The 13,538-nt window shown below is 57.7% G+C and carries 13 protein-coding genes; 4 read left to right on the top strand and 9 right to left on the bottom strand.

What is annotated here, in order from left to right; genetic code table 11:
* Positions 1-15: 15 nt before the first annotated feature.
* The 8 genes from menE to ACXKZG_RS07075 form a co-directional block, all read right to left on the bottom strand.
* Positions 16-1,389 (bottom strand): o-succinylbenzoate--CoA ligase, encoded by a 1,374-nt coding sequence (gene menE, locus ACXKZG_RS07110; protein ID WP_488875900.1) that lies wholly within the window; start codon positions 1,387-1,389, stop codon positions 16-18.
* A complete protein-coding gene (gene menC / locus ACXKZG_RS07105) occupies positions 1,377-2,345 on the bottom strand; it encodes an o-succinylbenzoate synthase (RefSeq protein ID WP_488875899.1) in 969 nt (322 codons plus the stop codon). Before menC ends, menE begins: the two co-directional genes overlap by 13 nt.
* Positions 2,345-3,202, bottom strand: coding sequence for a 1,4-dihydroxy-2-naphthoyl-CoA synthase (gene menB, locus ACXKZG_RS07100; RefSeq protein WP_488875898.1), 858 nt, complete (start codon positions 3,200-3,202; stop codon positions 2,345-2,347). The genes menC and menB overlap by 1 nt, the downstream gene beginning before the upstream one ends.
* Positions 3,199-3,975, bottom strand: coding sequence for a 2-succinyl-6-hydroxy-2,4-cyclohexadiene-1-carboxylate synthase (gene menH / locus ACXKZG_RS07095; RefSeq protein ID WP_488875897.1), 777 nt, complete (start codon positions 3,973-3,975; stop codon positions 3,199-3,201). The genes menB and menH overlap by 4 nt, the downstream gene beginning before the upstream one ends.
* Positions 3,972-5,627 (bottom strand): 2-succinyl-5-enolpyruvyl-6-hydroxy-3-cyclohexene-1-carboxylic-acid synthase, encoded by a 1,656-nt coding sequence (gene menD / locus ACXKZG_RS07090; RefSeq protein ID WP_488875896.1) that lies wholly within the window; start codon positions 5,625-5,627, stop codon positions 3,972-3,974. The genes menH and menD overlap by 4 nt, the downstream gene beginning before the upstream one ends.
* A gap of 51 nt (positions 5,628-5,678) precedes the next feature.
* The gene (locus tag ACXKZG_RS07085) at positions 5,679-6,971 is read right to left on the bottom strand and encodes an isochorismate synthase (RefSeq protein WP_488875895.1); all 1,293 of its coding nucleotides are present in this window, start codon (positions 6,969-6,971) and stop codon (positions 5,679-5,681) included.
* A gap of 150 nt (positions 6,972-7,121) precedes the next feature.
* Positions 7,122-7,433, bottom strand: a complete 312-nt coding sequence (gene elaB, locus ACXKZG_RS07080; RefSeq protein WP_013203070.1) for a stress response protein ElaB — start codon at positions 7,431-7,433, stop codon at positions 7,122-7,124.
* Positions 7,434-7,544: 111 nt separating this feature from the next.
* Entirely contained in the window at positions 7,545-7,970 is a 426-nt protein-coding gene (locus ACXKZG_RS07075) for a VOC family protein (protein ID WP_488875894.1), read from the bottom strand.
* 117 nt (positions 7,971-8,087) lie between these two features.
* Here ACXKZG_RS07075 and ACXKZG_RS07070 point away from each other — a divergent pair, with 117 nt between their 5' ends.
* Entirely contained in the window at positions 8,088-8,981 is an 894-nt protein-coding gene (locus ACXKZG_RS07070; RefSeq protein WP_013203072.1) for a LysR family transcriptional regulator, read from the top strand.
* A 205-nt stretch (positions 8,982-9,186) separates the two neighbouring features.
* Positions 9,187-10,842 (top strand): glucan biosynthesis protein D, encoded by a 1,656-nt coding sequence (locus ACXKZG_RS07065; RefSeq protein WP_488875893.1) that lies wholly within the window; start codon positions 9,187-9,189, stop codon positions 10,840-10,842.
* A gap of 40 nt (positions 10,843-10,882) precedes the next feature.
* On the opposite strand, the gene ACXKZG_RS07060 is transcribed toward ACXKZG_RS07065, so the two are convergent.
* The gene (locus ACXKZG_RS07060) at positions 10,883-11,554 is read right to left on the bottom strand and encodes a MarC family NAAT transporter (RefSeq protein ID WP_013203074.1); all 672 of its coding nucleotides are present in this window, start codon (positions 11,552-11,554) and stop codon (positions 10,883-10,885) included.
* 230 nt (positions 11,555-11,784) lie between these two features.
* Between ACXKZG_RS07060 and ACXKZG_RS07055 the strand changes: the two genes are divergently transcribed.
* On the top strand, positions 11,785-12,108 hold the full coding sequence (locus tag ACXKZG_RS07055) for a DUF3302 domain-containing protein (RefSeq protein WP_488875892.1): 324 nt from the start codon (positions 11,785-11,787) through the stop codon (positions 12,106-12,108).
* 4 nt (positions 12,109-12,112) lie between these two features.
* Positions 12,113-13,249: an HlyD family secretion protein gene (locus ACXKZG_RS07050; protein ID WP_013203076.1), complete on the top strand. Its 1,137-nt coding sequence runs from the start codon at positions 12,113-12,115 to the stop codon at positions 13,247-13,249.
* The last annotated feature ends 289 nt before the right edge of the window (positions 13,250-13,538 follow it).

Below are 13,538 nucleotides of genomic sequence, written 5' to 3'. Positions count from 1 at the left end.
CCGGACAGGGGCGGCTTACTGCCGCCCTTTTTCCTGCTGCGCGACCCATTGCGTCAAGCGCTGACGGGAAAGCTTGATGCCGCCGCTATCCAGTTCGGGCAACGGATACCAGCTTACCGGACGCTGAAATCCGGCCAGCCGCCCTTTTGCCCATTCGGCTAATGCCGTCAACGGTAAATCCGCCGTCATCGCCACCAGCGCCACCGGTCGCTGACCAAACTCCCGATCCTCGCGCGGCACGATAAACGCCTGGCTGACCGCCGGATGTGACATCAACAGTGACTCAATCTGCTCCGGCTGGATCCCCTCACCTGCCGAGAAAAACTGGTTGTCCAGCCGTCCGGTTAATACCAGTTCCCCCTGTTCAAGGTGCCCGCCATCTCTGCTGGCAAACCAGCCATCCGCATCGGTTAAAGGCAACAGTTCGCCATCATGCCAGTAGCCACAGGCCAGCGCCGGTGATTTCAGCTGCACCTCGCCGTTTCTGATCCTGATCTGATGCCCTGCCAACGCCAGCCCTACGCCACTTCGCTTATCGGCCCGCTTTGCCGCCACCGTCGAGGCGGTTTCGGTCAGGCCGTAGCCACACCAGCAGGCAATGCCGCGCGCCTCTGCCTGTTGCGTTAAGCTCTGCGGGATTGCCGCGCCGCCCAGCAGCACATTGCGCAAACGGCCCGGAAGCTCTGGCTGTTGCAGCAGGCGCCAGAGCTGGGTCGGCACCAGCGAGGCAAAGGTGCAGTGTTCCAGCGCCTGGTGCAACGAGAGGCCATCCGCCAGCACCAGGCCCGCCCCGCGCCGTAGCCAGCGCCAGACAATGCCCTGGCCGGAAACATGAAACAGCGGCAAAGAGAGCAGCCAGCGGTCCTGCCGGGTAAAATTCATCGCGTCCACCACCCCTGCCGCGCTGGCAAGGTGCGCCGCAAAGGTATGCGCTGCCGCTTTAGGCTGCCCGCTGGAGCCGGAGGTTAAGGTGAGCGTGGCGATCTGCCGATCGTCCCATTGATGCCGTGGCGATCCGTTGGCAACGACCCACCGCAACGGGACCATGTCCGCCACAGGTTCACCGTCCAGCGACAGGGCGAAATCAGCGTTCAGTGCGGGAAGGATCACCGCCAGTTGCGTGGCAGGAAGTTGAGGGTTTAGCGGTATCACCCGCGCGCCACACTGCAGCAGGGCCAGATACGCCAGTAAAGCGGGCTGGCTGTTACGCGCTTTCAGAACCACACCACACCCGCTGCGCACGCCCTGCTGCATCAATCCAGTGGCAAGCTGGTCGATCTGATCGGCCAGCTGCGACCAGCTGAACGCGGCACCCTGATTGATCAGCGCGGGTTCATCAGGCTGCTGCTTTGCCCAGTGCCGCCACGGCCAGTCGCTTAATGCTGCCATATCACCTCCAACGCGCCTGAAGCGATTAGCGGCAGTTCGCAGCCCGGCCAGCGGCGCACCAGCTGATGTTGCATCAGATTCAAGGTATCCAGCCCGGGCGTGGTGCCGGGCGTTAACCCCTGTGCGATGCGTGCCAGCTGCGTCAGGCCGAGGCTCGACTCCAGAGACGAACTGATCACCACCGTTAATCCAGCCTGCTGTGCCTGTTGCGCCATCGCGCGCACTTTCTGCAGGCTGCCGAGCAGCGTGGGTTTAAGGATCACGGCGCTGACCTGCGGTTCTGCCCGTGGCTGGAAGCCGGCATCGCGGGTGCTTTCATCCCAGGCGATAGCAATACCGGTTTCAGCGGCAAAACGCCTGGAATCCTGCGGATCGCGGCAGGGTTCTTCGAGGAAAGCGATACGGGAACGCAGCTGTTCAGGCACATAACGCGCGAAGGTCAGCGCTTTCTCCAGGCTCCAGCTGCGGTTAGCATCCAGCCTTAACGTAAGCGCAGGAAGGGCTTCCAGCAGCAGATTAACCATCAAACCGTCGCGCACCGCCTCGTACAGGCCAACCTTCATTTTCGCCAGCGGCTCGGCCTGTTGCTGCAGACGCAGAAAGAGATCGTCGGGATCGCCCACGCACAGTAGCGCACTGTTAAAGTTGCCCTCCTCCGGCAGCTGACCGCCCAGTTCTGCCTGCGCACAGCTCAGACCGAACGCCACCGACGGCAAAGGACAGTCCGCCTGATTTTCGCCCCGACACCAGGCTGCCAGCCAGACCAGCGTGGCATGCCGGGCGTCATCGAGCGACTCGGTGCTGAACCCCGGCAGCGGCGAGATTTCGCCCCAGCCTTCGCGGCCCGCCTCCGTCAGCCTGACCAGCAGGCCTGAGCGGGTTTTAAGCCGGCGGTCGCGCAGCACCACGCCGGCGTCCAGCGGGATTTCCCAGCCATACACCCCCGCGCGGCGCATCAGGGATTGCGCTTAAATTGACTGAAGTCTGGCTGACGCTTCTGGTTGAACGCGTTGCGCCCTTCCTGCCCTTCTTCGGTCATATAAAACAGCATGGTGGCGTTACCGGCCAGCTCCTGCAACCCGGCCTGGCCATCGCAATCGGCATTCAGCGCCGCCTTCAGACAGCGCAGCGCCATCGGACTGTTTTGCAGCATTTCACGGCACCAGCGCACCGTTTCCTTTTCCAGATCGGCTAACGGCACCACGGTATTGATGAGACCCATCTCCAGCGCCTGCTGCGCATTGTACATCCGGCACAGGAACCAGATTTCGCGCGCCTTCTTCTGCCCGACAATGCGCGCCATATAGGCCGCGCCCCAGCCGCCGTCAAACGATCCGACCTTTGGCCCGGTCTGACCGAACCGGGCATTGTCCGCCGCAATAGTCAGATCGCAGAGCATATGCAGCACATGGCCGCCTCCCACCGCATAGCCCGCCACCATCGCCACTACCGGTTTGGGGGAGGTGCGGATTTGCCGCTGAAAATCCAGCACGTTCAGGTGATGCACGCCGGACTCATCCTGATAACCGCCGTAGTTGCCGCGCACTTTCTGATCGCCACCGGCGCAGAAGGCCTCGTTTCCTTCACCGGTCAGCACAATCACCCCAACCTGCTCGTCATGACGGGCATCATTCAGGGCAATCATCAGCTCCTTCACCGTCTGGGGCCGGAAGGCATTGCGCACTTCGGGGCGATTAAGGGTGATTTTGGCGATGCCATCAGCGGATTTGTGATAGCGAATATCGCTGAAAGGCTGCGCAGAGTCCTGCCACTCAACCGGGGCATAAAGCAGGTCGTCGTCGGGATAAATCATCGGTGCTCCTCAGAATGAAGCCGCTGTGCCAGCAGTCCGGCAAAGGCGACAGGATTTTCACGGTGAGCGTTATGGCCCGCCGCAGGAATCGGGGTACAGGGAAGTGAAGCCTGCCGGGCAAGCTGGCGAAATTTCTGGTCATGTTCGCCGCAGAAATAGCTGAAGGGCCGCTGAAAATGGCGGAGTTCGGCCAGTAAACTGGGCTGCTGAGAGAGTGAGGTTGCCTGCAGCATCGCGGCGATCGCTGCGGGGTGATTACCGCTACGTGAGGCGATCAGCGCGGCCCGTTGCTGCCCGGTCAGTTCGGCAAAAATGGGCTGGCGATACCAGGCATCAAGCGTTTGCGCTAACGGCAGAGTGCGAAAGTCTTCCGCCCAACGGGCATCCTGCGCCTGACGTTGCTGACGTTGAGCCGGGTTGTTCAGGCCAAAATGCGCCCCTTCAACCACCAGTCCCTGCAGCGCAGAACCGGCATGGCGGCAGGCGTGATACAGCGCCACCCGACCGCCCAGCGAATACCCTATCAGCCAGTAACGCCCAACGTGATAACGGCACAGCGTCTGATTAATGCTTTCTGAAAGCGGTTCAAAGCCGCAGACCGGATGTGCCTGCGATCCTCCGTGCCCCGGCAGGTCGATCGCCAGCTGCGGCCAGTCCGCCAGCAGCGACTGCACCGGCTGCCAGTCTCTGGCGCTTCCCAGCAAGCCGTGCAGCCAGACCAGCACCGGCCGATCGGGTCGGCGCTTACCCTGCCAGCAGGCATGCAGGATCATCGATAACCTCCCATCCCGGCAGCGGCCAGGGCCTGTGCGCCTTCGGCGCTATCTACCTGCAGTTCAATCAGCGTTGCCTGTCCTCGCCAGCCTTGTTCTAGCGCCGCGGTCAGCTCCTGAGCATTCGCGGGCCGGTGAAAGTCGAGCCCAAACAACTGCGCGGCGGCAGCAAAATCGACCTGCTGCGGCATTAAAAAGAAGCGCTCTCTTTCCGCTTCGGGCGTTGGCAGCAGCGAAAATATCTGGCCGCCCGCGTTATTGATGACGATCAGCACCACCGGCGCGCTGGCCAGCCGCAACAGCGCCAGGCTGTTCAGGTCGTAAAGGGCTGAGATGTCTCCAACGATTGCCAGCAGCGGTTTTCTGCTGCCGCGCTGAACCCCGGCGGCGGTGGCCAGCAATCCGTCGATGCCGCTGGCGCCACGGTTGGCAAACACCGGATAGCCCGGCGGCAGCTGGGCAAAAGCATCCACCAGCCGGATAGTCAGGCTGTTACCGAGAAACAAAACGCCCTGTTCGGGTAGCAAAGCGGCCAGGTTTGCTGCCAGCCCGGCCTCGCTAAACAACGGCGGGTTAAGGCTGGCGGTCAGCGTCTTCACCCGATCGGCAAGCGCCGGGCACCAGGCCGACTGAGGCGACGCCGGATGCGCTGTCAGCCACTGGCGGATATCGGCCACGATGCGGCTGCCACGGTGATGAGCCGGATCGCGCCGCGGCGGCATGGCTTCAATCAGCCAGAACTGCTCAGGTTTCGCTGTCGCCAGCCAGCGGCATAACGCTTTACCGGTCAGGTGGCTGCCAAACTGCACCACAATTTGCGCCGCTGAAAGCCCCTCAATCGCCTGCGGATGCTGTAACCAGATCTCCGCAGCAGGCAGCGGCTGACCGCAGTGGGACTGCACATCGGCAATCAGCGGCCAGCCCAGCTCGCTGGCCCAACGGGCCACGGCAATGCCCTCTTGCGGCGACATTTTCCCGGCAATCACCACGCCGCGCGCCTGACGCCAGCGCGACCATTCCGGCATTAGAGGGGTCGCTCGGGCGGCCACCTGCTGTAACCAGGGACCGTCATCCTGCCACCAGTCACCCAATGCCTCCTGCCAGTGCTGATACGCCTCCGGATCGCCGCCGTATAAGGGTTCCGCAAACGGGCAGTTAATCTGCACGGCACCACATTCCTGCTGGCCGAGCAGCGAGTCAATGGCCGACACCAGCCAGCTGGCGGCAATATCGGGCGTCGGACGGGGAAGGTTCAGGGAAACGGCGTGGCTGGCAAACAGCCCGGTTTGATCGATGGCCTGGTTGGCGCCGCAATCAAGCAATTCTGCAGGGCGGTCGGCGCTGAGGATAATCAGCCGCTCACCGGTCAGGCGGGCTTCAATAATGGCAGGATAGAGGTTGGCAACGGCGGTACCGGAGGTGACGATAATCGCCACCGGCTGGCCAGTCGATTTGGCCAGACCCAGCGCCAGATGCCCGAGACCGCGTTCATCAAAGTGGGTGTGGCAAATCAGTTTTTCCCGGCTGGCGGCCGCCAGCGTCAGCGGTGCAGAACGGGAACCTGGCGCGATGCAGACATGCTTAACCTGATGGCGTGAAACCGCTTCAAGGATCACGCCGGCCCAGCGGCGGTTGAAGGTACTGTGTGACATAGCCCACTCCTGACCAAAGCAGGCAGGCAGTATAAAAGAGCCACCGCGTCGTCATTTTGATTTGGGGCAGGATCCGCTCGCTATTTCCACGCCGAGCAGGCTTGCCAGGCCGGCAGCCTTCTGATTGATCTCCTGCCACTCAAGGCTGGCCTCTGAACCGGCCACGATCCCCGCCCCGGCATACAATCGCACGCTGTTGCCTGACACCTGCGCCGAACGCAGCGCAACCGCAAACTCACTTTCTGCTGCCGATAACCAGCCGACCGATCCGGCATACCAGCCGCGTGAAAACGGTTCGTGCTGGCGAATAAACTGCTGAGCGGGCTGGCGCGGCAATCCGGCGACCGCCGCGGTAGGCTGCAGCCGTTGCAGCAGCGCCATATCGTCCTGCTGATAAAGCTGCCCCTGAATCTCGCGCTTAAGGTGCTGCACCTTACGCAGCCGCACAACGTGGGCCGGGGACACATCCAGACCCGACGTAATCGACTCCAGGCGCTGGCAGATATCTTCCACCACCAGGCCATTTTCCCGACGGTTCTTTTCATCGTTTAACAGCGCGTCGCCCAGCTGCTGCGCCAGATGCGCGTCGCTGGCGTTAGCGCAGGTTCCGGCCAGCGCCTCCGTATTGAGCGCCAGCCCATGTCGATGGAAAAGCTGTTCGGGACTGGAGCCGAGAAATGCCTGCTGCGGCGAGATCGCCAGCATAAAGTGATAGCAGTGGCGGTTGGCCTGACGGCTGGCATCAAGCAGTGCGGCCGCATTAACCGCCTGGGTGAAGTGTAAATCGGTGGCCCGCGCCAGCACCACCTTATCCAGATCGCCCTGACGAATCGCGGCAAGCGCCGCCGCAACCTGCTGGTGCCAGCCGCCAGAATCCGGAAAGTGTTGGCAGGCGCTCAGCCGTTGCGGAAGAGACTCAAAAGGGTGTGCCGGCAGCAGGCTATCGATCAGCCCGATCGCGGCCTGGGCCTCTTCCCGCAGCACACCGTGCAGGAACACGCTGAGGGTGTTGCCCCGCAATAACACGCGTGGCAGGAACAGACAGCAATGCTGTAGCGCAAATTCATTGGATCCCACCAGACAGCCTTCGGCCGGCAGCGCGCGCAGAAGCTGACTGGCCTGCTGAAGCGTCTCTGCGCGCTGAACCTCGCCCAGCGCCATCAGCGTTTGCTCGCCGCCGCGGTGCTGCCAGTAAAACTTTGGCCATACGGGCTGCGCGTCCAGCCAGGCTAAGCCATCGGAAGGATCGGTGACCGTCGCCGACAGACGCAGAAAACCCGGTTGAGATGCGGTGACAGCGCGAAGCTGCTGTTGCAGGTTGTTTAAGGCGGAGGCAAATGACATTGGGCATTCCAGACACACTCACGTCAGGCCAGTGTACCCGCCGTGCCAACATCAATGTTTGATCTGGGCCAGGTGAGAGCAGGCCTGGCGGGCGGAAACAAAACGGGCGCCCCGAAGGACGCCCGCAACTTTTGCCTGGTGACGCAGACCTTAACGGCGCGCCAGCAGTAATCCTACAACCAGACCCAGGGTGGCACCAACGCCAATCCCCTGCCACGGTTTTTCATGCACGTATTCATCGGCACGATACACGGCTTGTTTCGCACGAACATAATAGGTGTCAGTTGCGTTGCTCACGCGGGACTTCACCTCGTTCAGCGACTTCTCAGCTTTCGCTTTCAGCTCGATGTATTTCTGGTCTGCCGGATCTCCGGAAGATTTAAGCACTTCTTCCAGCGTTTCACTCAACAGCGCCAGGTCGTCGTCCAGGCTGCTCTCTTCAGGTGCAATCGTTCTAGCCATAACATCTCCTTGTGCGAATAAGAATCTCAAATAACTATAGACAGTTTTCAGCAACCTGCTTGCTCAGACGACCAGGAATAGACTGATAATGTTGCCTTTAGTGGTAACGGGCTATTTTGCGAACATACTGCGGATGTCTTTGAACGCCTTGAACTCCAGCGCGTTACCACAGGGATCGAAGAAGAACATGGTGGCCTGTTCGCCCACCTGCCCTTTAAAGCGCACGTAGGGTTCAATCTCAAACTTCACCTGGAAGTCCTGCAGCCGCGCGGCCAGTTGCTCCCACTCTTCCCAGCTCAGCACCAGCCCGAAATGCGGCACCGGCACGCCGTGGCCGTCAACGTGGTTAGTGTGAACCGCATCTGGCGCGGTCTTTTTCGGTGCCTGATGGATCACCAGCTGATGTCCATAGAAGTCAAAATCCACCCATTGTTCGCTGGAGCGTCCTTCAGCAAGATTGAATACGGTGCCGTAGAAATGGCGGGCAGCAGCAAGATCGTGAACAGGTATTGCCAGATGGAACGGGCTGAGGGCCATTGCAGTCTCCGGGGATCAGGAAAGGTCGTTGTGAACCCCCATTCTTCACGATAATATTTTTGGTGAAAAGCGAATATTATTACAACGATTCAACAATTATTTTGCTGAGTGGACACCATGATACGTGAACTGAAAACCTTTGTTGCGGTCAGCCAGTTTGGCACTTTCTCCGCCGCCGGACAGCGTATTGGCCTGACGCAATCGGCGGTCAGCGCGCAAATGCGCACGCTGGAGGAAGCGCTGGGTATGCGGCTGTTTGACCGTTCCGGCCGCGCCGTGGCGTTAAATGCTGATGGCACGCGGGTCTTGCCGATGGCGGAAGAGATCCTGACGCTGTTTGCCCGCATGGCTCAGCCCGAAAATCTGGCCGAGTATCGCGGGTCGATTAAGATTGGGGCTATCGCGTCGGTGCAAACCGGCCTGCTGCCCGGCGTGCTGGTCAGCGTGCATCAACAGGCGCCCGCGCTGGAAACCAAACTGATCCCCGGCGTCTCCTCCAGCCTGCTCACCCAGGTGGACGCCGGCAATATCGATCTGGCGGTGATCATCAAACCCAGCTTCGCGCTGACCAAAGACCTGTACGCGGAGACGGTGCAGCGCGAGCCGTTTGTGCTGATCGCCCCAGCGGATGTGGCAGGCGATGATGTGGTTGAGCTGATCCGCCAGCATCCCTTTATCCGCTATGACCGCTCCTCTTTCGGCGGCCGGATGGTCAGCCAGTTCCTGCGCGAGCAGCGGCTCGATCCGCAGCTGGCGCTGGAGATTGATGAAATTGATGCCATCGTCAAAATGGTTGAGATGCAGTTGGGCGTTGCGCTGGTGCCGCTGGCAGGATTGTGGACAGATCGCCCGGCAAACGTCCGCATTCTGCCGCTTGGCGAGTTAACCTTCTATCGCGAACTGATTGTGGTGATGAGGCATGCTAATCGTCAGGCCCCGTTACATAAATTCTTTGTTGGCACGCTGATAAATCACGCCATTTCAAAACAGGAACCGTCTGATAAGGGCTGAAAAGCGCCGGCTATCAGCGGAAAACAGGGATTTTGTTAGATTTATCTGATAAATTTTTTGCTAACTGAATTTTTGATCTCACGGACTGTCCTACTTTGCTGTGATTTAGATCACGCATATGTCGACAAAGCTGCCCGTCAGCGACGGTGTGCAACACCACGACAGTCTCTACAAACTCCGTTCAGCAAAGGGAATGACTTCTGGCATGAATCGAAGAATGTTTATGAAAGCCTCAATGGCTTTCGCTACGGTAAGCGGCATGTCCGGCTTATCGACATTATTTGCACAGGCTGCCTGGGCTGATACCGATATCGCCGATGGCTCAGCGAAGAAATTTGATTTCGGCGTGCTTAAGCAAATGGCGGCTGACCTCGCGAAAAAACCTTACGGTGGCGCTCCGGCACCGCTGCCAGAAACCCTGGCAACCATGACCCCGCAGGCTTATAACGAAATTCAGTACGACGCCAACCACTCACTGTGGAATGACATTCCCAATCGTGAGCTTGACGTTCAGTTCTTCCACGTCGGCATGGGCTTCAAACGCCGCCTGCGGATGTTCTCTGTCGATGCGTCCAGCCGTGAAGCCCGTGAAATCCACTTCCGTCCGGAGTTGTTCAACTACAACAACGCCAAAGTGGATATGAAACAGCTGGAAGGTAAAACCGATTTGGGCTTTGCCGGTTTCAGGGCGTTTAAAAAACCCGAGCTGGCCAGCAAGGACATCGTATCCTTCCTCGGCGCAAGTTACTTCCGTGCCGTTGATGAGACCTATCAGTACGGTCTTTCCGCGCGTGGCGTGGCGATCAACACCTTCGGCAGCCATGAAGAGTTCCCTGACTTCACCGCGTTCTGGTTTGAAACGCCGAAGGCAGATGACACCACCTTCACCGTTTACACCTTGCTGGATGGCGAAAGCTGCACCGGCGCATTCAAATTCATTGTCCACTGCGAAGATAAGCGCGTGGTGATGGAAGTGGAAAACCACCTGTATGCGCGTAAAGACATTGAGCAGATGGGTATTGCGCCGATGACCACCATGTTCAGCTGCGGTAACAACGAACGCCGCATGTGCGACACCATCCACCCGCAAATCCATGATTCCGATCGCCTGGCGATGTGGACCGGTGGTGGCGAGTGGATCTGCCGCCCGCTGAACAACCCGCAGCGTCTGACCTACAACGCCTACAAGGATGAGAATCCGCGCGGCTTTGGTATGTTGCAGCTCAACCATGACTTCCAGGATTATCAGGATGTGATTGGCTGGTACAACAAGCGTCCAAGCCTGTGGGTTGAACCGGTCGGCAAATGGGGCAAAGGCGCCATTAACCTGATGGAAATCCCGACCACGGGCGAAACGCTGGATAACATTGTCTGCTTCTGGCGTCCTGAAGAGGCGATTAAAGCCGGCAGCGAACACAGCTTCAGTTACAAACTTTACTGGAGTGGTCTGCCGCCGGTGCGCAGCGGCCTGTCCCGCGTGAACGCGACCCGAACCGGCATGGGCGGCTTCCCGGAAGGTTGGGCACCGGGCGAACACTATCCGGACGTCTGGGCACGTCGCTTCGCGGTCGACTTTGTCGGTGGCGATTTGAAAGCAGCCGCGCCGAAAGGCATCGAGCCGGTGATTACCACCACCTCAGGCACCATCAAACAGGTTGAAATCCTCTACGTGGAGCCTATCGACGGCTACCGTATTCTGTTTGACTGGTATCCGAACAGTGACTCGGTGGAGCCGGTGAATCTGCGCCTGTTCCTGCGCACCAAAGACGAGACGCTGAGTGAAACCTGGCTGTATCAGTATTTCCCGCCCGCACCCGACAAGCGTAAATATGTCGATGACCGCCAGATGACGGCAGGTTAACCGACAGCAAAGGGCCGCTTAGCGGCCCTTTTTTGTGGCTTCAGCTGGCTGGATAGGTCGAGATGATTTCCAGTATGCCGTTGATGATAAACTGCACGCCCATGCAAATCAGCAGGAAGCCCATCAGACGGGAAATGGCCTCAATTCCGCCTTTGCCCAATACGCGCATCACCCCACCCGCACTCCGCAAGCATATCCACAGCAGCACGCCTATCGACACAAAAATCAACGGTGGTGCCGCAAAGATCACCCACTCCGGAAAATCAACGCCATGACGCAGGGTTGAGGCAGAGCTGATCACCATCGCAATGGTGCCCGGACCGGCCGTGCTGGGCATCGCCAGCGGGACAAATGCGATGCTGGCCTCGGGTTCACGCGCCATCTCATCGGCTTTACTTTGCGCTTCAGGTAAACTGACGCCCTTTGCCGGTGGGAACAGCATTCGAAAGCCGATAAAGGCGACAATCAGGCCACCGGCAATGCGCAGGCCCGGAATGGAAATGCCAAAGGTATTCATCACTATTTGCCCGGCATACCAGGCCACCATCAGGATAATAAACACATACAGCGAAGCCATCATGGCTTCTTTATTGCGTTCGGCACTGCTCATCTCCCCCGCCAATCCGAGGAACAGCACCACGGTGGTCAAGGGGTTGGCAAGTGGCAGCAGAACCATTAATCCCAGTCCAATCGCCCTGAGTAAATCCATCATAATGATGCTCCCAATGTGGAGAGAAACAGCCACACAATGTAGCCAGGCTCACAGAGTATAGAGAAGGTTAACCAAACAAAATATGAATCACCCGTCAAAAATAGTCGTGAAGGCCATTAATTTCTCTGGTTTAAAATGGGACGAAATTATTAAGCGCTCAGATTTAATGGCTGGCCAGTAAAGTTAAGACTATATTTAAGCCAAATTAAATCACATCATTCGAGGCGAGTATGTTTCTTGACTACTTTGCGCTGGGTGTACTGGTGTTCGTTTTTATCGTTATTTTTTACGGGATTATTATCCTGCATGATATCCCCTACCTGATAGCGAAATCACGTAATCATCCTCATGCCGATGCTATTCATGTTGCCGGCTGTGTCAGCCTGTTTACCTTACATGTTATTTGGCCCTTTTTATGGATATGGGCCACCCTGTATCGTCCTGAAAGGGGCTGGGGAATGCAGAATGAAAGTGATGTTATCCAGCAATTGCAGCGACGCGTAACCGAGCTGGAGAAGAAACACCCTGACGTTAACGTGCCACCGCAGGAGTAATGTTATGGATCTGCTCATTATTCTTACCTACGTTGCGATTGCCTGGTCCATATTTAAAATCTTCAAGATCCCGGTCAATAAATGGACCGTGCCCACGGCGGTATTAGGCGGCGTATTTCTGGTTAGCGGATTGATTCTGCTGATGAATTACAATCATCCTTATACTTCCTTAGCGCAAAAAGCGGTGATTACCATCCCCGTGACGCCGCAGGTGACGGGTGTGGTCACTAAAGTCACCGACAAACAGAATGTCCATATTGAAAAAGGTGAAATGCTTTTTGAGATAGACAATACCCGCTTCCAGGCGCGGGTAGACCGGCTGCAGGCCGATCTGGTCAGCGCCATCCATAATACTCAGGCGATGAAGGGCCAACTGGATGAAGCGATTGCCAATACCTCTAATGCCACCGCCGATCGCGACCGCCTGTTCACAGACTATCAGCGCTATCTGCGGGGCAGTAAGGCCAAGGTCAATCCGTTCTCTGAAAGAGATATCGACACCGCGCGACAAAACTTTTTAGCGCAGGATGCGCTGGTAAAAGGGTCACTGGCGGAGCAGGCGCAGATTAAGAGCCAGCTGGACAGTGAGGTTAACGGCGAGCAATCGCAGATTGTCAGCCTCAGAGCCCAACTGGCGGAAGCCAAATATAACCTCGATCAAACGGTGGTTCGCGCCCCGAGCAACGGCTATGTGACGCAGGTGTTGATCCGCCCAGGCACCTATGCTGCCGCGCTGCCGTTGCGGCCGGTGATGATTTTTGTCCCCGAACAGACCCGGCAAATTATCGCTCAGTTCAGGCAAAATTCGCTGCTGCGCCTTGAGCCTGGGGATGAAGCAGAAGCGGTGTTTAATGCGTTACCGGGCGAGGTGTTCAGGGGCAAATTAATTCGCGTCCTGCCCGTGGTACCCGGTGGCGGTTATCAGGCGCAGGGTTCATTGCAGTCGCTTAACCTGACGCCCGGTTCCGATGGCGTGCTGGTGGTGATTGAGCTGGATGCCAATCCGCAGATAGATTCCCTGCCTGACGGTATCTTTGCGCAGGTAGCGATCTATTCCGACCACTTCGCCCACGTCTCGGTGATGCGCAAAGTGTTATTACGGATGACCAGTTGGATGCACTACCTGTATCTTGATCATTAATTAATAAGCAGGCTATGGAAATAAAACAGTATGATATTAATCAGCCTGACTATTTTGTCTGTGTTGTTGAGAAATAGTTATACAATAATATTTTACGCGTACAGATTAAAAGTATCCTTCATGTATTTAGGATGAAATAAATAAATTCATCACTGCATAATGGATGAAAAGCGGCTTTCATCACAAAACAAACAAATCGCATTAACGCTATTAGACAGTGTCGATTGGGCCAACTATATATTTATTAGCACAAATCATTATCCACCCACCATTCTGTTAAAAGGAAATT

This window comes from Erwinia sp. 2186 (assembly GCF_057812255.1).
Note: the sequence above shows the minus strand (reverse complement) of the source record. Positions and strands in the feature narration are given on the sequence as shown.